At 65.2% G+C, this 24,549-nt stretch carries 18 protein-coding genes; all 18 read right to left on the bottom strand.

Annotation, left to right across the window (positions count from 1 at the left end; all coding sequences use genetic code 11):
• Positions 1–30 precede the first annotated feature (30 nt).
• The 18 genes from nrdR to AC3E6W_RS04380 all read right to left on the bottom strand — a co-directional run bounded on the left by nrdR (position 31) and on the right by AC3E6W_RS04380 (position 24,473).
• A complete protein-coding gene (gene nrdR, locus AC3E6W_RS04465; RefSeq protein WP_049332672.1) occupies positions 31–486 on the bottom strand; it encodes a transcriptional regulator NrdR in 456 nt (151 codons plus the stop codon).
• Between the two features lie 207 nt (positions 487–693).
• On the bottom strand, positions 694–4,236 hold the full coding sequence (dnaE, locus tag AC3E6W_RS04460) for a DNA polymerase III subunit alpha (protein ID WP_490652429.1): 3,543 nt from the start codon (positions 4,234–4,236) through the stop codon (positions 694–696).
• A 173-nt stretch (positions 4,237–4,409) separates the two neighbouring features.
• On the bottom strand, positions 4,410–5,384 hold the full coding sequence (locus AC3E6W_RS04455; RefSeq protein ID WP_070681436.1) for an RluA family pseudouridine synthase: 975 nt from the start codon (positions 5,382–5,384) through the stop codon (positions 4,410–4,412).
• 79 nt (positions 5,385–5,463) lie between these two features.
• Positions 5,464–6,111 carry a signal peptidase II gene (lspA, locus tag AC3E6W_RS04450; protein WP_314554977.1) on the bottom strand — a complete coding sequence of 216 codons (648 nt, stop codon included), beginning with the start codon at positions 6,109–6,111 and terminating at the stop codon, positions 5,464–5,466.
• A gap of 265 nt (positions 6,112–6,376) precedes the next feature.
• Positions 6,377–6,910: a DivIVA domain-containing protein gene (locus AC3E6W_RS04445; RefSeq protein WP_049346121.1), complete on the bottom strand. Its 534-nt coding sequence runs from the start codon at positions 6,908–6,910 to the stop codon at positions 6,377–6,379.
• A 325-nt stretch (positions 6,911–7,235) separates the two neighbouring features.
• Positions 7,236–7,535 carry a YggT family protein gene (locus AC3E6W_RS04440; RefSeq protein WP_049332665.1) on the bottom strand — a complete coding sequence of 100 codons (300 nt, stop codon included), beginning with the start codon at positions 7,533–7,535 and terminating at the stop codon, positions 7,236–7,238.
• Between the two features lie 10 nt (positions 7,536–7,545).
• Positions 7,546–8,352, bottom strand: a complete 807-nt coding sequence (locus tag AC3E6W_RS04435) for a cell division protein SepF (protein WP_049332663.1) — start codon at positions 8,350–8,352, stop codon at positions 7,546–7,548.
• Positions 8,353–8,577: 225 nt separating this feature from the next.
• Complete coding sequence (locus AC3E6W_RS04430; protein WP_070649071.1) at positions 8,578–9,429, bottom strand: YggS family pyridoxal phosphate-dependent enzyme; 852 nt, start codon at positions 9,427–9,429, stop codon at positions 8,578–8,580.
• Between the two features lie 20 nt (positions 9,430–9,449).
• The gene (locus AC3E6W_RS04425) at positions 9,450–10,301 is read right to left on the bottom strand and encodes a purine nucleoside phosphorylase YfiH/LACC1 family protein (RefSeq protein ID WP_490652551.1); all 852 of its coding nucleotides are present in this window, start codon (positions 10,299–10,301) and stop codon (positions 9,450–9,452) included.
• A 139-nt stretch (positions 10,302–10,440) separates the two neighbouring features.
• On the bottom strand, positions 10,441–11,622 hold the full coding sequence (gene ftsZ, locus AC3E6W_RS04420) for a cell division protein FtsZ (RefSeq protein WP_049332658.1): 1,182 nt from the start codon (positions 11,620–11,622) through the stop codon (positions 10,441–10,443).
• A 198-nt stretch (positions 11,623–11,820) separates the two neighbouring features.
• Positions 11,821–13,359: a cell division protein FtsQ/DivIB gene (locus AC3E6W_RS04415; RefSeq protein WP_490652428.1), complete on the bottom strand. Its 1,539-nt coding sequence runs from the start codon at positions 13,357–13,359 to the stop codon at positions 11,821–11,823.
• Positions 13,360–13,368: 9 nt separating this feature from the next.
• Entirely contained in the window at positions 13,369–14,871 is a 1,503-nt protein-coding gene (murC, locus tag AC3E6W_RS04410; RefSeq protein WP_490652427.1) for a UDP-N-acetylmuramate--L-alanine ligase, read from the bottom strand.
• On the bottom strand, positions 14,871–15,971 hold the full coding sequence (gene murG / locus AC3E6W_RS04405) for an undecaprenyldiphospho-muramoylpentapeptide beta-N-acetylglucosaminyltransferase (RefSeq protein WP_490652426.1): 1,101 nt from the start codon (positions 15,969–15,971) through the stop codon (positions 14,871–14,873). Before murG ends, murC begins: the two co-directional genes overlap by 1 nt.
• 174 nt (positions 15,972–16,145) lie before the next feature.
• Complete coding sequence (locus AC3E6W_RS04400) at positions 16,146–18,134, bottom strand: FtsW/RodA/SpoVE family cell cycle protein (protein ID WP_490652425.1); 1,989 nt, start codon at positions 18,132–18,134, stop codon at positions 16,146–16,148.
• Between the two features lie 175 nt (positions 18,135–18,309).
• Positions 18,310–19,899 carry a UDP-N-acetylmuramoyl-L-alanine--D-glutamate ligase gene (gene murD, locus AC3E6W_RS04395; protein WP_314507119.1) on the bottom strand — a complete coding sequence of 530 codons (1,590 nt, stop codon included), beginning with the start codon at positions 19,897–19,899 and terminating at the stop codon, positions 18,310–18,312.
• Positions 19,899–21,104, bottom strand: coding sequence for a phospho-N-acetylmuramoyl-pentapeptide-transferase (mraY, locus tag AC3E6W_RS04390; protein ID WP_296543913.1), 1,206 nt, complete (start codon positions 21,102–21,104; stop codon positions 19,899–19,901). Before mraY ends, murD begins: the two co-directional genes overlap by 1 nt.
• Positions 21,105–21,110: 6 nt before the next feature.
• Positions 21,111–22,721, bottom strand: a complete 1,611-nt coding sequence (locus AC3E6W_RS04385) for a UDP-N-acetylmuramoyl-tripeptide--D-alanyl-D-alanine ligase (protein ID WP_490647602.1) — start codon at positions 22,719–22,721, stop codon at positions 21,111–21,113.
• A 3-nt stretch (positions 22,722–22,724) separates the two neighbouring features.
• Entirely contained in the window at positions 22,725–24,473 is a 1,749-nt protein-coding gene (locus AC3E6W_RS04380; RefSeq protein ID WP_490647601.1) for a Mur ligase family protein, read from the bottom strand.
• Positions 24,474–24,549 lie beyond the last annotated feature (76 nt).

Raw genomic sequence — 24,549 nt, 5'->3', positions numbered from 1 at the left:
CGTCTCTTGAAGTCTCGGCGCTACTCTGCACTACGGGTTAATGCGGTCCTCACGCAGACGGGCAATTGCCTCTTCAAAGTCCTCAAGGTTCTCGAAGGCCTGGTACACGCTCGCGAAACGCAGGTAGGCGACCGCGTCCAGCTTCGACAGCGGCTCCAGAATGGTCAGGCCCACCTCGTGAGCGTTAATTTCCGCCAGGCCGCGGGCACGAATCAGCTCCTCGACCTCCTGGGCCAGCTTGGCGAGGTCGTCCTCCCCCACGGGGCGGCCCTGGCAGGCCTTGCGCACGCCGGCGGCAATCTTGGAGCGGTCGAAGGGCTCGGTCACGCCCGAACGCTTAATCACCGAAATGGTGGTGGTTTCGACCGTGGTAAAGCGGCGAGCGCAGGAGGTGCACTGACGGCGGCGGCGAATGGCGGCGCCGTCATCGGTGGTGCGGGAGTCGACAACGCGCGAATCGGTGTGCTTGCAATAGGGGCAGTACATGCGTTTCTCCTTGGCTGGGCGCTCGGTGTGGCGCCCGTATATACAGCGCTCAAGAATATTTATACCCATTCTAACGCGATAGACGGCGGTTGAGCCGAATAGTGACGTTGAATATACGCAAATATACGCTCAGGGTGGACTCCAACGTTTAAGAACGTTCGGAATCCACCCTGAGCGTTGCCCGCCCCTCGCGGAGGTCTTCTTCTTTTAGCGACGAATACAGCTCGGGCCGAAAATCGTCTTGATTTCGCCGAAGAGGCTCGGGTTCGGCTCCACGCGCACGCTCGAATCCAGCAGCACCAGCTGTTCCTTATCGCGGGTACGGATGAGCATGCGCACGTCCGCAGTACCCTTGTGGTCGCGCAGAGTCTCCTTCAGCTCGCGCAGCTTCGCCTCGGTCACCAGGTACTCGGGCACCGCAATCGTGATGGGTGCGGCGCGGCCGTCATCGCTGATTTCCAGGATCTGTAGTTCCTGGGCGCTCATGTTCACGCTGCCGTCGTCGCGGCGCTGCACGCGGCCACGAATCGAGCAGATGAGGTCGTCCGCCAGGGCGGCCCCCATCGTCTCGTAGGCGCGGGAGAAGAACATGACCGTGATGGTCGCGCCCGAGGGGTCCTCCAGCTCCACCGAGGCGTACTGGTTACCGCTGGACTTGGCGATGCGGCGCGAAACGCCGGTGAGCATGCCGGCAATCGTGACGGTTTCGCCGTCGCGCACGTGCGAGTCCTCGCTGATGATGTCGTGCACCGAGTGCGAGGCGGCATCCGAGAGGGCGCGCTCCAGGCCGCGCAGCGGGTGGTCCGAAACGTACAGGCCCAGCATATCGCGTTCGAAGTTCAGCTTCTCGCGGCGATCCCATTCGGGCACGTCCGGGATGGTCACGGTCAGCTCGTCGCCCAGGGCGTCGTCCATGCCGAGGGAGCCGAAGAGGTCGAACTGGCCCGCCGCCTCCTTGCGCTTGACGGCCACGGCCGCATCCACCGCCGCCTCATGGATGAGGGACAGCGAACGGCGGGTGTGGCCCAGGTCGTCAAAAGCGCCCGCCTTAATGAGCGATTCGATGGTGCGCTTGTTGCACACCTGTAGCGGCACCTTCTTCAGGAAGTCGTTGAAGGACTCGTAGCGGCCCTTCTCCTCGCGGGCGGCGACCATGCCCTCGACCACGTTCGCGCCCACGTTGCGAATCGCGCCCATGCCGAAGCGGATATCCTCACCCACGGGGGTGAAGGTCAGGGCGGATTCGTTGACATCCGGGGCGAGCACGGTGATGCCCATGGCGCGGCACTCGTTCAGGTACAGCGCGAGCTTGTCCTTGTTATCGCCCACGCTGGTCAGCAGCGCGGCCATGTACTCCTGCGGGTAGTGCGCCTTCAGGTAGGCCGTCCAGTAAGACACCAGGCCGTATGCGGCGGTGTGCGCCTTGTTGAACGCGTAGTCCGAGAAGGGCAGCAGAATATCCCAGAGGGCCTTCACGGCGCCCTCGGAGTAGCCGTTAGAAATCATGCCGTCGTGGAAGGTGGCGTACTGCTTATCCAGCTCCGCCTTCTTCTTCTTACCCATCGCACGGCGCAGCAGGTCTGCCTCACCGAGCGTGTAGTTCGCGACCTTCTGGGCAATCGCCATCACCTGCTCCTGATACACGATCAGGCCGTAGGTGGTGTCGAGGATGTCCTTGAGCGGCTCGGCCAGCTCGGGGTGAATCGGCTCGATCTCTTGCTTGCCGTTCTTACGCAGCGCGTAGTTGGTGTGCGAGTTCGCACCCATCGGGCCGGGTCGGTAGAGCGCGAGCACTGCCGAAATGTGCTCGAATTCCTCGGGCTCCATGAGCTTGAGCAGCGCGCGCATGGGGCCACCGTCGAGCTGGAACACGCCGAGGGTGTCGCCTCGGGCCAGCAGACGGTAGGATTCGGGGTCGTCCAGCGAGAGGGACTCCAGCTCCAGGTCGATGCCTCGGTTGTTCTTAATGTTCTCGATGGCATCGGAAATAATCGTCAGGTTACGCAGACCCAGGAAGTCCATCTTGATCAGGCCCAGGCCCTCGCAGGTGGGGTAATCGAACTGGGTGATGACCTGGCCGTCAGCCTCGCGGCGCATCACGGGAATCACGTCCACCAGGTTCTTGCTGGACATAATCACGCCCGCGGCGTGCACGCCCCACTGACGCTTCAGGCCCTCCAGGCCCTTCGCGGTTTCGAACACCTGGCCGTAAATCTTATCGACCGGATCCTCGATGAGGGCGCGTAGGTCGGCGGCCTCGGCGTAGCGCTTATCCTCTTCGTTGTACACGTTCGCCAGGGCAATGTTCTTACCCATGACGTCCGGCGGCATCGCCTTGGTCAGGCGCTCGCCCACCGAGTACGGCTGGTCCATCACGCGGGAGGCGTCCTTGAGCGCCTGCTTCGCCTTAATGGTGCCGAAGGTGACGATCTGCGCGACCTTGTCCTCACCGTACTTATCGGTCACGTAGTCGATGACCTCGCCGCGGCGACGATCGTCGAAGTCCACATCGAAGTCGGGCATGGAGACGCGGTCGGGGTTAAGGAATCGCTCGAAAATCAGGTCGTGGTCGAGCGGGTTCAGCTCGGTGATGCGCATCGCGTACGCCACCATCGAGCCCGCACCCGAACCACGGCCAGGGCCCACGCGAATACCGTTGCGCTTGGCCCAGTTGATGAAGTCCGCCACGACCAGGAAGTAGCCGGGGAAGCCCATGGAGGTAATGACCCCCACCTCGTACTCGGCCTGCTTGCGCACCCTATCGGGAATACCCTGCGGGAATCGGTAGTGCAGGCCCTTTTCGACCTCCTTCACGAACCAGGATTCCTCGTTCTCGCCCTCGGGCACGGGGAAGTTCGGCATGTAGTTTGCCTTGGTGTTGAACTCCACGTTGCAGCGCTCGGCAATCTCGAGGGTGTTCTCGCAGGCGCCGGGAATATCGCCGAAGATGGAGTACATTTCCTCGGGCGAGCGCAGGTAGAAGTTATCCGCGTCGAACTTGAAGCGCTTGGGGTCGGTCAGGGTCGATCCGGACTGCACGCACAGCAGCGCCGCGTGGGCGGTGTGGTCTTCCTGCCGGGTGTAGTGCAGGTCGTTGGTGGCCACGTAAGGCAGGTTCAGCTGCTTGGCCAGGCGGTGCAAGTCCTCCTGCACGTTGCGTTCAATGTCGAGGCCGTGGTCCATGACCTCGCAGTAGAAGTTGTCCTTGCCGAAGATATCGCGGAAGTCGCTGGCGGCCTGCAGCGCCTCGTCGAACTGGCCCAGGCGCAGGCGCGTCTGAATCTCGCCGGAGGGGCAGCCGGTGGTTGCAATCAGTCCCTTCGAGTAGGTCTGCAGCACCTCACGATCCATGCGCGGCTTGTACAGCTGCCCCTCGAGCGAGGCGATGGAGGAGGCACGGAAGAGGTTGTGCATGCCCTCGGTGGTCTCGGCCCACATGGTCATGTGGGTGTAGGCGCCACCGCCGGACACGTCATCGCGCGAGCCATCGCCCCAGCGCACGCGGGAGCGGTCGGTGCGGTGCGTGCCGGGGGTCAGGTACGCCTCCACGCCGATGATGGGCTTAATGTCGTGGGCCTTGGCCTGGCGCCAGAAGTCGAAGGCGCCGAAGAGGAAGCCGTGGTCGCTGGTGGCCATGGAACTCATGCCCAGCTCCTTGGCGTAGTTGAAGAGGTCGCCCAGGCGCGCGGCACCGTCCAGCATGGAGTACTCGGTGTGCACGTGCAGGTGCGCAAAGTCTTTGGTTGCCACGGATATCTCCTGAAGGTGTGGGGGGTGTTCCGACCGATTCGTTTGACGGTCGGCGGGGCGGGGCGGTCCCGGGGTAAGCCGTGCGGTCCCGGGGTAAGCCGTGCGGTCCCGGGGTGAGCCGTGCGGTACCGGGGCCCGGACGGCTCTCTTAACTCAGCTAGGTATGCGGGTACCTACCCGAGCTGCACGCGGCCCTCGCGCAGGGCGTCAAGCGCGTAGGCCAAATCCAGCGGGTACTCGCTGGTGAAGCTCATGCGCTCACCGGTGGCAGGGTGGTCGAAGCTGAGGCGGTGGGCGTGCAACCACTGGCGGGTCAGGCCCAGCTCGGCGCTGAAGCGCGGGTCGGCGCCGTAGGTCAGGTCGCCGCAGCAGGGGTGACGCATCGCCGAGAAGTGCACGCGAATCTGGTGGGTTCGTCCGGTCTCCAGGTGCACCTCCACGAGGGAGGCCGGGCCGAAGGCCTCGATGACGTCGTAGTGGGTGATGGAGTTACGGCCGCCCTCAACCACCGCGAACTTCCATTCGTTGCCGGGGTGACGGCCAATCGGCGCGTCAATCGTGCCGCGCAGCGGATCGGGCAGGCCCTGCACCAGCGTGTGGTAAATCTTGTCGACCGTACGTTCCTTGAAGGCGCGCTTGAGCTCGGTGTAGGCGCGCTCGCTGCGGGCCACGACCATCAGGCCGCTCGTGCCCACGTCCAGGCGGTGCACGATGCCCTGGCGTTCGGCCGCGCCAGAGGTGGCCACAGAGATGCCCTCCCCCATCAGCGCGGAAATCACGGTGGGGCCGTGCCAGCCGGGTGAGGGGTGCGCCGCCACGCCGGCGGGCTTATCCACCACGACGATATCGTCGTCCAGGTACACGATGCCGAAGCCGTCCACCTTCTCGGGTCGAATATCGGCCAGGTCGCGCGGCGCGGGGGCGTCCACGACGACCAAATCTCCGGCGGAGAGCTTGTAGGATTTGCCGACCTTCACGGCACGCCCACCGTTGGTGATGCTCACGTGCCCGTCGCGAATCCACCCGGAGGTGCGGGTGCGGGGCGCGTCGAGGGCTCCGGCGAGGGCAGCATCCAGGCGCATGCCGGCCAGGGCGTCCTCAACGGTGAATTCGGCGCTGATGCGCTCCGCGGTGGTTTCCTCGCTCATGATTCTCTCCTCGCGCTGCGGTCTGTGCTGTGGTCTATGCTGTGGGTTGGCGGTCTGTGCTGTGCGTCGTGACGTACCGTTAGGCGCCGGTGTTCTCGCCGTCGGCTTCCGCGCTCTTTAGGGTCTTAGCCTTCTTCGAGGCGCTCTCCTGCGGAGCCTTCGTGCCGTTGAGGTTCAGGCCCATGAAGTTTAGGAGCACGACGAGCGCCATGCACACGCAGATCGCCGAGTCCGCAACGTTGAAGATGGCGAAGTTTGGTACCGAGATGAAGTCGACCACGTGCCCGGAACCGAAGCCGGGCTCGCGGAAGAGGCGGTCAAAGAGGTTGCCGCAGATGCCGCCGAGCAGCCCGCCCAACGCGAGGGTCCAGGCCAGTGAGCGCGTGCGGCGCAGCAGGTAGAGCACCACAATCGCGGCGGCCACCATGACGAGGGTAAAAATCCAGGTCACGTTCTCGCCCATGCTGAACGCGGCCCCCGAGTTGCGAATCGAGTACCACCACAGCAGCCCGTCGATCACGGTGATGCGCTCCCCCAGCTGCATCTGGGTGACGACCAGGTACTTGGTGCCCTGGTCGATGGCGAACACGACGGCGGCGAGCACCAGGGCGCTCAACCAGGCGGTGCGCCCGCTCAGGATGCGCGATGCGCGGCCGGTGCTCTCGGTAGCGGTTTCCGCGGTGCGTACGGGGGCCGAGGATTCAGCGTGATTCGGGGTGGTGGGCAAGGCTCTCCTCGGGTCGTGTGAATAGTGGCGCCGACAGCGGGGCGGTCCCCGCGACGACGTGCTACGGTGCCCCTCTAGCTTAGCAAATGAGGGGAAATTCTCGTGCCCCGCCCGTCGCCTCGCGAACGGGGTCCACGGGGTTTCCGAGCCCTCCCGAGAGCGCAAAATACCGCCCGGTTCCTTATCCGCGGCTTAGGCTGAACCCGGCAAAACGGGCCGATAAGAATCCGGACGGTAGCGCCCCTCGGCGGGGTCGCGCGGTGCTTTAGGCGGAAGCCTCGATGGACTTGAGGTTTTTCAGCTCCTCCACCTGGTTGTTCAGGTGGTCCAGCAGCTTGGTGCGGTAACGGCTCTCGAAGCCGCGCAGTGCCTCCACGGCAATCTCCAGCTCTTCCTTCTCGTCGGTCAGGCGGGCCAGAACCTCTTCGCGCTGCTGGCGAGCCTCGCTCACGAGGGCGTCGGCCTTCTTCTCTGCCTCGTCCAGCAGCTCGGCCTTGGCCTTTTCGCCCTGGGCCACGTAGTCGTCGTGCACCTTCTGGGCCATGGCCAGCAGGGCTGCGGCGTCCTGGGCGCCGGCGGCGGAGGGAGCCTCCTGGGAGACGGCGGCGGCCGGGGATGCGGGAGCCGAGACGGAGAGCTGCTCCACCTGGCGCTCCAGGGCGTCGCGCTCGGAGTACAGGGCACGCAGCTCAACGACGAGCTCGTCCAGGAAGTCGTCGACCTCGTTGCGGTCGTAACCGGACTCCTCGGTCACGATCTTAAAGCTCTTCGTAATCAGGTCTTCGGGGGTGATGGCCATGTGGCTTCTCCTCTAGTACGGGTTGGGTTCGAAGTTGAGTGCGCCGATGGGGCAACCCGGCGGGAGCGTTCGGCCCCCGCATCGGGCGCGGTGTGCCGCATCGCGCAGACAGTCGTTGGCACCCATTTTACTATCATTGGACCTCGGCTCCGGGGTTTCTGCCGTACAGACAACAAAATATGCGCATGGCGCAACGGCCCCGGCCCCCGCTCCCCCGGAGCGTTTGCGCACGTCCGTGGCCCGTTAAGCGCGTGTATCCCGTTAAACGTGTGCGCCCCGCGGAATGTTGAGTAACATTCCGCGGGGCGCATCCAGGCTCCGGTCGTTAGGAGAATCGGGCGGTCAGGCTCATCATGGGGCCCAACAGCATCGAGACGACCACAATCAGGATCAGAAAACCGGTATCCAGCGCGACGTTGCCCACACGCACCGGGGGAATCACTCTGCGCAGCTTCTCCATGGGCCAGTCCGTCACAGCGTAAACGGCGCTTGCGCACAGCAGGGCAATCCCCTTGGGACGCCAGCCGGGTGCGAACATGCGTACCCAGTCGAAGAGCATGCGCAGCAGCATGAAGACGTAGAACAGGTACAGCGCAATCGTCACGAGAGCGAAAAGATAACCCATTAATCAGTCCTTAGCCCTGGTCGAAGGGGAATTCACCCTCGGAGTTGAAGTCTGCGGTGTTCTCGGAGTTGGCGACGCCCAGCACCTCGAGGTTGGAGGGGGTCAGCAGGAAGACCTTCGAGGTCACGCGCTCGATGCGACCCTCCAGCGCGAAGGCCAGACCGGAGGCGAAGTCCACCAGGCGCTTGGCGTCGGCGTCCGGCATTTCCTCGACGTTCATAATCACGGGGATGTTCTCGCGGAACGCCTCACCGATAATCTTTGCGTCATTGTAGGAGCGGGGGTGGATAGTGGTAATACGACGCAATTCGTCCTCTTCTTCCTCGTAACCGTAGGTGTATCCGTTGGTCTCTTCGGGCTCGTAGCCCTGGTCGTAGTAGCCGTCGTTCGAGTAGGTGTCGGCGTACTGCTCGGTGTATTCGGTGTTCGGCACCGGGGCGTCCTCCCAATGGTCTGCGGGTTCGCTCGCGGGCTCGTGCCGGGGCTCATCGCCTCGGCGATCCTCGCGGGGTTCCTCCGCCTCGTCTGTGGTTTCGGGTGTGTACGGGTGTGCGACTGCGGGCGCACCGTGCTTGGATGCGGTGTGCTCCCCCAGCGAGCGGTCTCGCGCGGCGCGGTCGTCGGCTCGAGGCTCTTCGGCGCGGGCCTCTACACGGTGGGCCTCCGCGCGGTGGTGCTCCCCGCCGCGACCCGACTGCTCGTGGGAGCGGGGCTCCTCGGGCGCGGTATCCGCGGTGTTGGAGTCCTGGGCGTCAGAGTCCTTGGCGTTGTAGGGCTCCAGGCCGAGGAAACCCGCCAGGCGGCTTTGCTTCGGCATGTTTCTCTCGCTTCGCTAGGGTACAGGGACAGGCTACTGAACGCGGGCGGCCGCCTGTTGCGGCGGTGCCTCTCGAGGAGCACCGCGGGCGGGCCCCTCGTTCAGAAGGTTCGGTCGCACGTCAAAACGTCGTGCACCGGCATGTATATATTACCAGCGTACGGGCTCTTCCAGCCGGTATAACAGCGTCCGGCTTCTCACAGCGCGGCATATCCGCCCGCCGCTTTAGCGTGCGGGGCGTCGGCCCATGATGTCGCTGCCCACGCGCACGCAGGTGGAGCCCCAGCGAACAGCCGCCTCCAGGTCGCCGCTCATGCCCGCCGAGATTTCGGTCGCGTGCGGCAGGTGCTCGCGCAGCCGGGCCGCCAGTCCATAAAGCTTCTCGAAAGCGGCGTCCGGGTCCGCGTCCAGGGGTGCCACCGCCATTACGCCGGCGCACCGCAGGTTCGCGTGGTTCTCGATGCGTTCGGCCAGCTCCAGAAGCTCCGAGGCGCTCGTACCGCCTCGCGCTCCCTCGGCGGCGTGGCCGGCCGTCGCCTCCTCGGCCAGGGAGACCTGCACCAGGCAGTCCAGACCGCCGTTTTCCAGGGCCGCGGGGGCCGGCGCCTCCCCCGCCTCGTAGCGGGTCAGCTGGTTCGCGTAGGCCTTCGCCAGCGCATCGGCCAGGGAGGGGCGGTCCACCGAGTGAACGCTGGAGGCGTACTTCACCACGGACTTCGCCTTGTTGGTCTGCAGCTGACCGATAAACGCCCAGTGCGGGGGCTGTACCGCACGCTGCTCGCAGTAGGCGGCCAGCTCGCGGGCCTTCGCGCTGGCCTCCTGGTCGCGGTTCTCGCCGAAGAGGGTCACGCCGCCGTCCAGCAGGGCCGCCGCGTCGGAGGCCGGGAAGAACTTGGTCACCGTCACCAGGCGCACGGGCGCGCTCTGCTCGGTGCGCACCCCGCTGCGGTCCTGCTCCGCCGCTCGAATTCGCTCGAGTACCCGGCGGTAGTTCTGCAGCAGCTGCTCGGCGCGCTCGGGAGTGTACTTCAAATCCTGCGCTTCGACGTTCACGTCAGGTCCCTTCAGTTCAGACATTTTGTTCTCCTTCAGCGACTCTATTCGGCGGGTTCCGCCAGCTTCTCAACCCACACCAGACCCGCGATGCGCCCGGGCTTCTCGCCGCGATTCGTAAACCCGCGGTGCGAGTACACGCTCGGTTCCTCGTACGTGCAGCGGGCGCACTCCGTGGATACCTCCACTCCGGCGGCCTCCAGCACCGCGCGAGCGCCGGCCGGCAGGTCCAGACCCGGGGTGTTCGCGCCCGTCACCGAGTGAACATGCGGGATCAGCTCGGTCGATTCGGCTCGCATCGCCTCGGGCACCTCGTAGCAGGCACCGCAGATGCTGGGGCCCAGCCACGCGGTGATGTGCGCAGCGCCCAGCTCCCGCATGCGCGCCACGGTGGTCTGCAGTACCCCGTCCAGCAGGCCGCGGCGGCCCGCGTGAGCCACCGCCAAAACGGGCACGGTCTTCTCATCCTCGACGGAACCGACCAGCACCACGGGGATGCAATCGGCCACCATAATCGCTAGCGGGCGGCCCTCGACGCTCACCGCGGCATCGGCCACGGGGGCCAGCTTCGCGATGGCGCGGGCGCGCTCGACGGTGCGTTCTGCGGGGGTGCCCGGCGCGTAGGAGGCCGGGGCGTAGTCCTCGGGGCGGGCCACCTCAACGCCGTGCACCTGGTTCAGGTAGAAGAACGGTCCCGCATCCAGCGCCTCCTCGAGCGCCGCACGGTGGTTGAGGGTGCGCACCATGGAGGCGTCCACGCCACCACCCAGCTCGTCGTCCACGTGCAGGCCCAGGTTCCCCGCCTCGCGGGAGGTAAACCCCACCCGCACGCGCCAGGGACCCAGGATGCGGGTGTCGGCGGTGGCCAGCAGCGGAGTTTTGGGGGCGTTGCTCATCATTATGTCTTTCTCGGGGCTGTACGGGGTGCTCGGAGCGAAAGCGGGTAGAGCGAAGGGGAGCTGAGAACAGTTGGACTATTCTCAGCTCCCCTCCATCAAAACCCTACGGGGCGGCGTGCTGACGCACGCGGCGCGACTACTTCAGGAAGTCGGGGACGTCCAGGGTGTCGCGGCGAGCCGGTGCTTCCTCAACGACCGGGGGCAGATCAACGTCGAAGCCAGCGGCGCCGGTGGAAGCCGGAGCGGCGGCGGGAGCGTTGAAGCCGTAGCCGTTAGAAGCCGGAGCGGCAGCGTTCGAGCCGCCGAAGGAGCCCTGTGCACGCTGGGGCTGAGCGGAAGCCGAAGCGTTCGAGTTGGTCTCGGGGTTCACGGCGTCAAAGCCAGCGGCAATCACAGTCACGCGAGCCTCGTCACCCAGGGCGTCATCAATGACGGCACCGAAGATGATGTTGGCGTCGGGGTGAGCCACTTCCTGAACCAGGCGTGCAGCCTCGTTAATCTCGAACAGACCCAGGTCGGAACCACCCTGAATCGACAGCAGCACGCCGTGCGCACCGTCGATGGATGCTTCCAGCAGCGGGGAGGCGATAGCCAGCTCGGCTGCCTTCACGGCGCGGTCCTCACCCGAGGCCGAGCCGATACCCATCAGAGCCGAACCGGCACCCTGCATCACGGACTTAACGTCTGCGAAGTCAAGGTTAATCAGGCCCGGGGTGGTGATCAGGTCGGTAATGCCCTGAACACCGGAGAGCAGCACCTGGTCGGCGGACTTGAAGGCGTCCAGCATCGACACGTTGCGGTCCGAAATCGACAGCAGTCGGTCGTTCGGAATCACAATCAGGGTGTCGACCTCGTCGCGCAGAGCGGCAATACCGGTCTCGGCCTGGTTGGAGCGACGACGACCCTCGAAGGTGAAGGGGCGGGTCACGACGCCGATGGTCAGAGCGCCCAGGGAGCGGGCGATGCGTGCCACGACGGGTGCGCCACCGGTACCGGTGCCACCACCCTCACCAGCGGTCACGAAGACCATATCTGCGCCCTTGAGGACTTCCTCAATTTCCTGCGAGTGATCCTCGGCTGCCTGACGGCCAACCTCGGGGTTTGCGCCCGCGCCAAGACCGCGGGTCAGCTCACGACCGACGTCCAGCTTGACGTCTGCATCGGACATGAGCAGAGCCTGGGCATCAGTGTTAATAGCAATGAACTCAACGCCGCGCAGGCCAACCTCGATCATTCGGTTGACTGCGTTGACGCCACCGCCGCCGATACCAACGACCTTGATGACTGCCAAGTAGTTCTGGGGAGTTCCAGCGTCCATGTAATCCTCGATTGTTCCGTGTTCCAGCTTCGGAAGACCCCCAGCTCAATCTAAGCCTAAAGGTTTCCTCTAAAGAATGACTTTATCTGTTAGGATACCAAACTGTTTTTGGTGGTTCCTAGCTACACAGCGCAATTACCCCCTCTTTTTGCGGAATTCACACAGAAAGGGGAGGGAAAGCGCCCATTGGTAGTTCCCCTAACGGGTCACCGGTACGCGCGGGGCCGACACGTCATAGACGGTCACCTTCTGCGCTTGGGCACCTGAAGAGGCTTCTTCCTGAGCCCGTTGAGCTACCGCCTGGCGGAGCGACAGAAGCACCTTAGCCTTCAGCTCGCTCTCCTGGGCGGTACCCCACTGCACCGTCGTATTATCCCGCAGCGTGAGGGTAATACTCGAGGTTGAGGTCGCGCTCGCTTCCTTTACCTGAGCCAGAAGCTCAGCCGGCATCGCTGACAAGGCCGTCGAAATCGTGCGGAACTCATCCGAATGCTGCGGGTCATCACCATTCAATCGTACCAGGGGAACCGAGGTGCTCGGCTCGGAGGAAGACTCCATCAGGCTCACCCCGTCGGTGTCCACTGTATGGTAGGTCTCCCCCACCTTGACGATTGCAATGGCGGCGCGTTCCTTCAGGGTCACCACCAGCTCGTGCGGCGGGCGGCTCTCCACCTGAACGCTGCGAAGCACATTGTCCTGACCGATCAGCTCGCGCACGCGCTTCTCGTCGATGCGGGTCAGCGGAACCCCGCGCAGGGGCTCCAGCTTCTGCTCCACCTGGGTGGTTTCCAGCAGGGAGGCACCGCGTACCGTGATGGTCTGAGTGGCCAGCAGGGGCGAGAAGAAGACCAGCACCACGTACAGCACCGCCACGAGGGCCAGCGCAATCGCCGTGTACAGCAGCTTGCGGGCCCGGGTGAGCGGGGTGCGTTCCTTGCGCGGACGCTCCTCGGCACGCAGGCCGTCCAAGCCGGGATCCTTCAGGATGCGCTCGTGCTGCGCCTCCCGGCGCTCACGCTCGCGTTCCTTCTCGATCTCGGCGGCGCGCTGTCGCTCTCGCTCCACGCGCCAGCGGCCGAAGCGGCTTGCGGGGCGGGCCTGCTCGGCGGGCTCTGCGGGCTCGTTCTCAGCGGAATCGTCCCCCGCCGACGGGGAGTCGGCGGAAGTCTTCCGCTCGGAAGAAGCATCACCGTCGCCGGTCTTTTCGGCCCGGTCGGCACCCTTTTCGGTCTTCTCGCCGTGCTTATCGCGGGGCTTCTCCCCCGCCGCGTCCTTCGCATTTTCAGCCCGCGCGCTTTCAACCTGCACCGACCGACCGGATACCTTCTCGGTCTCCTTGGGAGAATCTTCGAAGGCCTCCACGTCGAAGAGCTCCTGCGAACCGGAGGTAGCCGCGGGCACGCGACGAATCGCGCCGTCCACAAGGGCCACGCTCTCGGCACGAGCCGGGCTGGTGGGGCGAATCGTAGCCCCCGAGGGGCGACGACCCACGGTGGAGGCGGTGCCCGAGTGAGAATCAGAGGTCTGAGACTCAGACCCGTGAGATTTCTTCTGCTCGGGGACACCGGCCGCGGGGACACCGGCCGCGGGGGTCTGCGCGTCAGCAGTGGGCTGCGCCTCCGCCGTGTGCTGAGCCGCAGGCTGTTCCTGCGCAAGCTCCTGAGCGCGCCGACGAGCACGCGAGCGCGGGGCCTTCGGCGCGCGCGAATGCCCCTCCGACGGGGGCATGGGACTCATCGGCACAGCCTAAGCCTCCGACTTCTTGGTCAGGTCGCCGTCGTGACGAATCTGCAGGGCCTCCAGCAGGCGCGGGCCCAGAGCCGTCACATCGCCGGCGCCAACGGTCATCACAATGTCGCCACTCTGAGCGTACGAGGCGATGTCCTCGATAGCACTCTCCGCGGTCGCGTAGCGCACCTCGGAGAAGCCGGCGCCCGTAATCAGCTCGCTGGTCACACCCTCAATGGGCTGCTCGCGAGCCGGGTAGATATCCAGCACGTAGGCGCGATCGGCCATCGACAGAGACTCCGCGAACTCCTTCGCGAACTCGCGGGTGCGCGAGAACAGGTGCGGCTGGAAAATCACGTACAGGTTGTGACCATCGGCAACGGTGCGGCCGGTCTGCAGGGCACGGAACACCTCGGTCGGGTGGTGTGCGTAGTCGTCGAAGACCTTCACTCCCGCGACCTCGCCGCGCAGTGTAAAGCGGCGATCAGCACCCACGAACTCGCCCAGGGCGGCGGCGATTTCGGGGCCCTGAGCACCGGTCAGCAGCGCGGTGATGAAGGCGGCCGCGGCGTTCAGCTGATTGTGGATGCCGGGAACCTTCAGCGCCAGCTCCTGCTTGCCCTCGAAGCGCTCACCGCGACATTCGAAGGACCACTCCACCGTCGACGAGGAGGAGGAACCCGCGCTCGTAATCTCGCGGATGCGCAGGTCGGCATCCTCGGACTCGCCGTAGGTCACGACCGGCACGCCGGCCGCGCGGGAACGGGCGGCTAGGGAGACGGCACCGGCGTCATCGGCGCAGGTCACCAGCACGCCGCCGGGGGCCAGCGAACCCACGAAGCGGTTGAACGCCTCAAAGACGCGCTCGTCGGTCTCGTAGAAGTCCAGGTGGTCGGGCTCAACGTTCGTCACCACGGCAATCGCCGGGCGGTAACGCACAAAGGAGCCGTCCGATTCGTCGGCCTCGGCCACAAAAATCGAGTCGGGGCCCTGCGCGCCCAGGTGCGCGTTCGTGCCGCGACCGGCGATCACGGTGCCCACAGCGAAGGAGGGGTTGCGGCCCAGCTGATCGAACATCACGGAAATCATGGAGCTGGTCGTGCTCTTACCGTGGGTACCGGCCACCGCCACCACCTGCGAAAGCCCCATCACGGCGGCCAGCGCCTCGGAGCGGTGCAGAACCGGAAGGCCCTGCGCGCGGGCAGCGGCCAGCTCGGGGTTATCCTCGCGAATCGCGGTGGAAATCACCACGGTATCGACGTCAACGATGTTCTCAGCAGACTGGGGCACGCTCACGTGGGCGCCGGCGGCACGCAGCGATTCAACGGCCGAAGATTCCGCGCGGTCCGAACCGCTCACGGTCACGCCGGCCTGCAGCATCAGCGCGGCGATAGCGCTCATACCCGCGCCACCGATGCCGATGAAGTGCACGCGACCCAGCGCGTCCATCGCGTGGCGCTCGGGGAACGGCGGGTTCAGGGGTGCCGGCAGCACCATCTCAAGATTCATCAGTTCAGTCATTAGTTCTCAGCTGCCTTCAATACTGCTTCGGCCATAACGCGAGCCGCGTCACGGATACCAAGTTTATAGGCTGCAGCGCCCATGCGCTCCAGTTCTTCGGGGTTTGCCATCAGCTCCGGAATCTCACGGGCAAACCACTCACCGGTGACTTCTGCGTCCTTCACCAGCAAGGCCGCTGAGGCCTCCACCAGGGAACGAGCATTCAGGGCCTGCTCACCATTACCAATGGGGAGCGGCACAAAAATAGCGGGCACACCCACCGCGGCAACCTCGCTCACCGTGGCCGCGCCGGCGCGCACCAGTAGCAAATCGGCGGCGGCGTACACGTCCTGCATGCCGTTGCTGAACTCAATCTGACGGTAGTTCGGGGCGCTCAGGGGTTCGCCGTTCTCGTCCAGAACGGTCTTGCCCTTACCGGTGATGTGCAGAATCTGGAAGTCCCACTCTGCGAAGCGATCACGGCAGGCCGACACGGCGTTGTTCAGGCTCAGCGCGCCCAGCGAACCACCGGTCACGATAACGGTGGGCTTTTCCGGGTCCAGGCCCAGGTTGCGGCGGGCTTTCGAACGGTGCGCGTCGCGGTTCAGGTAGGCAATCTCATCCTTCATGGGCATACCCACCAGGGTCGCGTGCGGGAAGGGTGTATTGGGGAAGGCCACACCCGTAAACTTCGCGAAGCGGCCGCCCAGACGGTTAGCCAGGCCGGGCTTCGCGTTCGCTTCGTGAATGACCACGGGAATCTTAGCGTTCAACGCCGACAAATACGCAGGCGGGCACACGTAGCCGCCCACGCCAACAACCACGTCTGCATCTACATCCTTGAGGATGCGGCGGGTCTTCGACAGGCCACCAAAGAACTTAGCGGGGAAAGCCAAAGCGGCACGGTTAATGCTACGAGGGAACGCCGCGCGGGGAATGAACTCGATATCGAAGCCGGCCGCCGGAACCAGGTCGGCTTCCATCTTGTCGGCGGTGCCCAGCATCAGAATCTTGGCGTTCGGTTCAAGGTCGCGAACGGCGCGGGCAATCGCAAGCATCGGATTAATGTGACCGGCGGTGCCACCACCGGCGAAGACTATAGAGGGTGCCTTCTTCGTCATAGGTCTCTCTCCCAATACATCGGTACAGCATCATTTTACGCTATCGCCCCGCACCGCAGAGCGCGGCGGAACGCCCCCGACCGCGAGCTGTAGCTCAGGTCGGGGGCGCTTTGAAGGAACGCGGGGCCGAGAGGTAAGGCCGTTCTCGACCGCTGTCCACCTCGGAAAATCTCTCTACCGCTCTCCCCCACCGGGCTGACGGCGCGGCGACTGACCGTGCTGACGCTGCTGACGCTGAGCTCGGCGGGCGCGGTCCTCGGGATGCAGAGGCTGCAGGCCGGCGGGCAGACCGCCGCGCTGATTCTGCGGACGACGACGCTCCCCCTGCCCGGGACGCCGGCCTCGGGTCTGCTGTTCCTTCGAGCCCTGCTCGGCCGGACGCTGAACCGGGCGAGCAGGTCGGGGCTGCTCGGTCTTGCCGGGTGCAGCCTTGCCGGGGGCTCGGCGCTCTCGGGCCTTCTGCTCTCGGGTTTCCCTCGTGCGGGCCGCCTTCTCGCGGTCCGTCTTCTGCCGCTCGGCCTCCTCCAGGGCCTTCTGCCGCTCGGCCTCCTCACGGGCACGGCGAGCCAGCTTCTGCCGCTCAGACTTCTCGCGGGCCGCTTCCGCACGAGCCGCACGGGCCTCCTCACGAGCCGCACGGGCCTCTTCGCGGGCGCGCTCCGCCTCACGCTGCTGTTCGATGCGCTTCAACTCGCGACGCTGCTCCGGATCAAAGCCCAACCAGCGCCGGACAAAACCGCTCAGGCTGCCCAGCTTCGACAGCGGATGCGGCTCCTGCATCAGGTGGCCACCGGCCTCGGCACGCTCCGCGGCCTCCTGCTCCACCACGGCCTGCAGGGGCAGGCGGCGCTTCCAATCGGCGTTTGCGCGGCGAATCTCGCGAGCGCTCTGGTTCTCAACGCTCGACGGGGCTGTCGCGCCTCGCAGGGGCGTCTGCCGGGCAAAGGCCAACAGCAAACCCGCCGCGCACAGCGAAGACAGCAACGAGGAACCACCGTAGGAGACAAAGGGCAGCGGCACGCCAATCACAGGCAGGATACGGGACACCATACCCATATTGATGATGGCCTGAGAGGTCAGCCACACCATAATACCGCCCGTCGCCAGGCGCACCAGCGGATCGGCGGTGCGCAGCATGATACGCACCGCACAGTACACCAGACCCACGTACAGCAGTAGAACCGCCATCGTGCCCAGAAGGCCCAGTTCCTCGCCAATAATCGCGAAAATGTAGTCGTTGTGGGCCTCTGCCAGGTAGTTGTACTTCTGGCGCGACTGGCCCAGGCCAACGCCCAGGAAGCCACCGGTCGCCAACGCCACCTCACCCGAGTTCGCCTGATCACAGTTAGCGTTCGTGCACGAACCCCAGATGCCGAAGATACGGGCCACTCGGTTCGGGCTACTCAAAACGCCCAACAGGGCCAGCGCGGCAACCGCGCCGCCAATCTGCAGCATTGACCGACGTGAGGCACCGGCCATCCACATCATGCCCAGGAAAATGAAGCCGTACACCAGGGCCGTACCCATATCGCCGCCGACCATAATCAGCAGAATCAGGGCGCCCACACCGTAGATGGAGGGGAACAGGGTACGCCAGAGGCTCCGCGAAATATCGCCCTGGCGGTTATACACCCACGCCAGCCACATCACGATTGCAAGCTTCGAGAGCTCCGAAGGCTGCATCTGCACGGGGCCCAGCTTAATCCAGTTACGGTTACCGTTCACCTCGACGCCGATAACCACCACCGCCAACTGCAGCACCAGGGCCACCGCAAGCATCGCGTTCACCACGACCTGCTTGTGATACCACCCCACCGGAATATTCGTAATGACGGCCATCGCCACCACACCGAGCACCAGGAAGAGAATCTGCGAGGACACCTGAGAGAACGGCGACTGGCCCTGCGAAATCATGGTGACGCTCGAAGCCGAGAGCACCATGATGCAGCCGAAAATCGCCAAACCCAGGGTCGTCACCAGTAGCATGACCGGCACATCCCACAGGTCAGCCTTCAGACCGCGACGGTACAGGCGCTTGCCAAACGAACGGGCCGGTGCCGTCATCTCCTTCAGGGCAGTCCACGGGGACGAGGCGTGCCCGGTCTGTTCGGAACGGCCAGCCCGCGAAGACGCAGAACGCTTCGAGGATGCGCTGGTACTCACATGCCCTCCTAAGGCTTGGAACGCCACAACCCACAGCGATGAATCGCGGCGGCGATAACAATTGGGAAAAGAGGCGGGGGTGGAACCCAAAACGTCCCACCCCCGAGAGCGCGGCTTAGGCGGCACGGGCCGCGAACGCCGCTACGCGCTAGGGTACCGGCCGGGGCCGAATAGGCTACGACTGGGCCAGCTGATCGGCCACGGCGTTCGCAAACGCCTCGCCGCGCACCGCGTAGTTCTTGAACTGGTCCATCGATGCCGCGGCCGGTGCCATCAGCACCGTATCACCCGGCTGAGCGATCTCGGCGGCCTTCGCCACCGCGGCGTTCATGACGGCGATGCCGTCCGAGGGGTCGGCCACCGAGGCGGTCAGGTTATAGGTCGGAACCTGCGGGGCGTGGTTGGCCAGGGCAGCCTTGAGGCCTGCGGTATCCGTGCCGATGATGAGCACGGCCTTCAGGCGCTTAGCGTGATCGGTAATCAGCTCGTCGTACTCCACGCCCTTCGACAGGCCACCGGCAATCCACACCAGCGAGGGGTAACCACTCATCGAGGCGTTGGCCGCGTGCGGGTTCGTGGCTTTCGAGTCGTTCACCCACATGATGTCATCAGCGTACCCCACCAGCTGGTTGCGGTGCGCACCGGTCTTGAAGGAACGCAGACCCGCACCCACGGCCTTCGGATCGACGTCGGCGGCACGGCACAGGGCGGCCGCGGCCAGGGCGTTCTCGACCGTGTACTGGGCCGGCATCTTGCCCGGCGCGGGGGCCAAATCCTGCACGACGCCCAGCTCGAGCGCCTCGTTGTAGCGGTTCTTCAGGAAGGCCCGGTCCACGATGATGCTCTCGGCCAGGCCGAGCATCGACACGGCAGGCATCTGGGTGGCGCTGAAGCCAATCGCGCGGGCGCCCTCCACCACGTCGGCCTCCTCCACCATGCGCAGGGTGTCGGCGTGGTCGGTGTTGAAGATGCAGGCCACCTGGGTGTTCTCGTACACGCGGGCCTTATCGGCCTTGTAACGCTCGAAGGAACCGTGCCAATCCACGTGATCCTCGGCAATGTTCAGCACGACCGAGGCGTAGGGCGACAGGGAGAAGGTCCAGTGCAGCTGGAAGCTCGACAGCTCCACCGCGAAAAACTCGTAGGGCTCGTCGTCGGCAATCGCGTACACGATCGGCATGCCCACGTTGCCCACCTGAATGGACTTCTTGCCCGCGGCCTTCAGAATCGAATCCGTCATGCCCACGGTCGTGGTCTTGCCGTTCGTGCCGGTCAGGCACAGCCACTTGGGGCTGGGGCGGCCGGCGCGGTCGTTGAGGCGCCAGGCCAGCTCCACGTCACCCCACACCTGGATACCGCGCTCGTAGGCATCCAGCATCACGGGGTGGTCGGGGCGAATACCCGGAGAGGTCACTACCAGCTCGGGGTCCTCCCCCTCAACCTGCGGCAGGGCGAGCATGTGCTCGGGGCCGAACAGGCCGCTCACCGGTCCGTACGCGTTACGGTAAACCTCGATGCGCTCACGCTTCTCGGGGGTGTCTGCCCCGTCGATAACCGTGATGCGCGCACCCAGCTGCGCCAGCACATCCGCGGCGGCGTCACCGCTGGTGCCCATCCCCACGACCACGACGCGCAGACCGGCCCAGGGGGCGTCCCAGCTGGTCAGCTGCGCGAGGCGCTCGTTCTCGTACACCGGGTTGACGGCAATCGCCTGGGCGTTTGCCTCGCGGCGGGCGCGCAGTGCGTCCTGTTCCATAGTTGACATTAGTGAATCACTCCAGAAGTCTGAGAGAACCAGTCGCCGAAGAAGAGAGCCAGGGCCACCAGCACGCACAGGGCGTTGACAACCCAGAGGCGGAACACGGAGTTCACCTCGCCGCTGCTGACGGTGCCGGGCTCCAGGCCCTTCTTATCGATTGAGTACTTGCCGTTCAGACCGGTCTTCTCCATGTGGTGGTGGAAGGGGGTCATACGGAAGTAACGGTGCGCGTGCAGGGGCTTCTCCCCCGCCGCAACCGAGCGCTTGCGGCTGACCTTGAAGACAAACTTCTGAACGATTACGGAGAAGACCTCCAGCACCGGGATTAGCGCCATAACCAGCAGCAGGAGCTCGGTGCGGGTGAACAGGGCGAAGGCAACCATCGCACCGCCCAGGGCCAGGGAGCCGGAGTCGCCCATGAAGATCTGCGCCTTCGAGACGTTCCACCAGAGGAAGCCGGCCAGGGAACCGATCAAGGATGCGGCAATCAGCGCCAGCGAACCCGGGTCGCGCACGTCGTAGCAGGCGGTGCCGGCGCCCGCGGTGCAGGCGTGCACGTACTGCCAGATGCTGATGGTCAGGTAGCCCGAGAAAATCGTCATCATCACGCCACCGGCCAGGCCGTCCAGGCCGTCGGTGAAGTTCACGGCGTTCGTGCCCGACAGGGAGATGAGGGTAATCCACACGGCCACCAGGATGGAACCAAACACCGCACCGGCGGCAAAGAGGTCAACCGGCAGGTCGCGCACAAAGGAAATCGCGGTGGATGCGGGGCGCGCGCCAGACTCGTTGGGGAACTGGAAAGCCAGGAAGGCGAAGGGAACGGTCACCGCGAGCAGGCCGATGGTCTTCTGACGCTCGGTCAGACCCTCGTTACCTTTGTGGCGGAACTTCATGATGTCATCCGCAGCACCCACGCCAAGCATGCCCAGGGTAAAGGCGATGGTCAGCCACGCGGTGGCGCTCGGCAGCGGCGAGGTACCGAAGAAAACGGCGCTAATGCCCATGGTCAGCAGGTACGCAAGAATCGCCGCCGGGATGAAAATCAGACCGGCCATGGTGGGGGTGCCCGCCTTGTACTGGTGGGCGGCGGGGCCCTCATCGCGAATCAGCTGACCGAGCTTGAGGGACTTCATCTTCTTGATGAACACCGGAAGCGCGGTCAGGGAGATAAGGAACCCGAGGATTCCTGCAATCAACACGGTAATCATGAAGCGTTACCCTTCGTTGGTGGTCTGTGCGGAGGTGCTGGACTCGGTACCGTCCAGGTGGGCGGCCAGGTGCTCGCTCAGGTCGGTAGCCTCAACAAAGTCGCCGGCGGAAAGCCAGGTCGGGGCCTCGTCCTCGGCGGAGCCGAAGCTCTCCTCGGCGAAGGCGAATTCGTCGCCCAGCAGGCCCAGCTTCGCGCCGTTCGAGGACTTGAAGAGCACGATATCGCCGGGACGCAGCTCGGCGCGCAGAATCTGGGCGGCCTCCTGCGGGGTCTGAACCCAGGTCGCCTCATTGCCCCAGGAGCCTTCCAGGTGCGCGGCGTTGTAGATGGGCTTAGCGGTGTCACCGACCGCGATGAGCTTCGAAATGTTCATGCGCACCACGAGGCGGCCGAGGTGATCGTGTTCCTGAACGGACACATCGCCCAGCTCCAGCATGGCGCCCAGCACGGCCCAGGTGCGATGCGGCTGACCGGTCGCCGGGTCCACGGTGCGGCCCAACTGTGCGAGGGTGCGCAGCGCCGCCGCCATGGACTCGGGGTTGGCGTTGTAGGCATCGTTAATGACGGTCACGCCGTCGGTACGGTCGGTGCGGGCCATGCGCCACTTGGAGGCAGCCGCCGCGCCGTTGAGCGCGCGGGCAATCTTCTCGCCCGCAATACCGCTGTTGTAGGCGACAGCCGCAGCGGCCAGCAGGTTGTGCACGTGATGCTCACCGATCAGGCGGGAGGAAATCTCGTACTCGCTACCGTCGGGCAGGCGCAGCGTGAACTCGGGGCAACCGGCATCGGTGGTGCGCAGGTTCAGCGCCGCCACGTAGCGCTCGTAGGGCTGGCCGTTTTCGTCGGTCTTCTCCCCCACGCCGAAGTAGGTGACGGGGGCGACCGAGCGGGAGGCCATGCGTAGCACGCGCGGGTCATCCGCGTTCAGGGAGAGGGAGCCGCCGGGCTGAACGCCCTCGGCCAGCTCGCCCTTGGTGCGTTCGATATTGTCCACGCCGCCGAACTCGCCGGCGTGGGCGGTACCGACCTTCAGGATTGCGCCGTGGTCGGGACGCGCAATATTCGCCAGGTATTCGATGTTGCCCACGTGGTCGGCACCCATCTCAATGACCAGGTAGCGGGTGGATTCGTCCGCGCGGAAAACCGTCAGCGGCACACCCACCTCGCTGTTGTAGGAACCCACCGGAGCGACCGTGGGGCCCTCGGGGGTGAAGATGGCGGCCAGCAGGTCCTTCGTGGTGGTCTTACCGGCCGAACCGGTAATGCCGACGACCGTCAGCTCGCCCTGCGCGCGCATCTGCTCAATCGCGTAGCGGGCCAGGTCGCCCATGGCCAGCACCACGTCGGGAACGCGGATGCTCGGGTAGGGAACGCCCTGCTCATCGACGACTTCGCGCTCGACCAGGGCAAGGGTTGCGCCCCTCTCGAACGCCGTGGGAACGAACTTGTGACCGTCCGTGACGGCGCCGGGCTTTGCCACGAACAGGGTGCCGGTCTCCACCTCGCGAGAGTCGGTGGTGGCGAAGGTCGCGTGCAGCTGCTCCTCACGGCCGTCCAGGCCGATTGCGGTGCCGCCGGTCGCCTCCAGAATCTGGGCGGCGCTGAGCTTAATCATTCTCTACCTACCTTCAGCGGTCTCGGTCGTCTCGGTGGCCTGCGCGGCCCCTGCGGTGTCAATCATGCGACGGTAATCGGGGAGCACCTCGAAGCCGTGGGCGTGCAACGCGCGAGCGGTCTCCACACGGTCGTCCAGGGCGATGTCCACGCCGTCGACGTCTTGCTCGGTCTCGTGGCCGCGGCCGGCAATGAGAATCGCATCGTGCTCGGTGGCCAGGGCAATCGCCGCATCGATGGCCGCCGATCGCGGGGAAATGTTCAGGATCTGCTGGGCGCGACGGTTCTGCGCCTTCTGCGCGCCTTCCTCGACGGCGGCACGAATCGGGGCGGGCTCTTCACCGTGCGGATCGTCATCGGTCACGATGACGATATCGGCGTTCTGAGCGGCAATCGCACCCATGATGGGGCGCTTGAGGTGGTCTCGTTCGCCGGTCGCGCCGAACACAATCATGACCTTGCCGTCACCGGGGCGGTCCATAGCCTCCAGCGCGCGGGTCAGGCCGTCGGGGTTATGCGCGAAGTCCACGATGGCGTGCGGAGCCAGCGAAATCAGCTGCATGCGGCCGGGCACCACAGGGGTGAGCGCCGGACCGGAGGCCAGGGCCGGCAGCAACAGCTCGCGCTCGGCGGCATCGGTATCGAGGTACGCCATGAGGGCGGCCAGGGCCGCGTTCGAAACGTTGAAATCTGCGGGCAGGCCCGTGTAGCACTCAATGCTTTCGCCGGCGCCGTTCTCCAGGTAGAAGCGGTGGCCCAGACCCTCGCGCTGCACGCGGACCACGGCCCAATCGCGCTCACCAAACTCGGAGGGGACCTCGGCGAGGCCGGCACCGCGGGCGGTCACCAGGCGGTGCACGTGCTCGGCCCCCATCCGCTCGGCGGCGGAGGCGTGCATCTTCTCGCCCCAGCTATCGTCCGCGGTAATTACGGCCAGCTCGGCGCGCTCGGGGGTGAACAGCTGCGCCTTCGACCCAAAGTAGTGCTCCATCGTGCCGTGCAGGTCCAGGTGGTCCTGCGTCAGGTTCGTAAAACCGGCCACGGCATACTTCACGCCGTCGACACGGTGGTAGTCAATCGCGTGGGAGGACACCTCCATCGCCGCGCACCGCAGGCCGTGCTCACCCATGATGGTCAGCAACGAATGCACGTGAGGAGACTCCGGGGTGGTCATCTTCGAAGGAACCGACACACCATCAATCAGAATCTGAATCGTGCCAATCAGACCGGTCTTCACACCCAGGCCGGTGCGGAACACCGACTCCAGCATATAGGTGGAGGTGGTCTTACCGTTCGTACCGGTCACCGCGTAACGGTGGGTAGCGGGGAACGACGCCGAACCATAAATCAGCGCCGCCAACGGACCGACATACTCGCGCAGCTTCTCAGTCACCAGGACAGGCACCGGCGCCTCACCCAGCAGCTGCGCACCGGCAGCATCCGTCAAAATAGCGGAAGCACCCAGCTTCAACGCGGCCTCAGCAAACTGCGCACCGTGCACCTTCGCACCGGGCAGAGCCACGTACAGGTCTCCCGCGCAGACACCTCGCGAGTCCATGCTGATGCCGGTCACCTCAACGTCCTCAACAGCGCCGCTCTGCTGCGCGGCCGGACGCGAGCTCACCTCGGCACCGAGATCACGCAGGGTGTCGAGAAGGTGCCCCAGGCTCACGGGGCGCACAGATTTCGGGCGCAGAGTCTGGGCATCGCCGCCCAGCAGATTCGGGCCGGATGCGTGAGATGCGGTATCCATCATCCTTCTTTCCTCTCCGCGGATTGGGCGGGGAGCTCGCTATTGTGGTGCCTCGGGGCACACGGGGTCATTCAAT

Source organism: Rothia sp. SCPM-O-B-18226 (M350) (assembly GCF_058213595.1).
The sequence above is the reverse complement of the archived record's forward strand: the minus strand, read 5'-3'. Positions and strand labels throughout refer to the sequence as shown.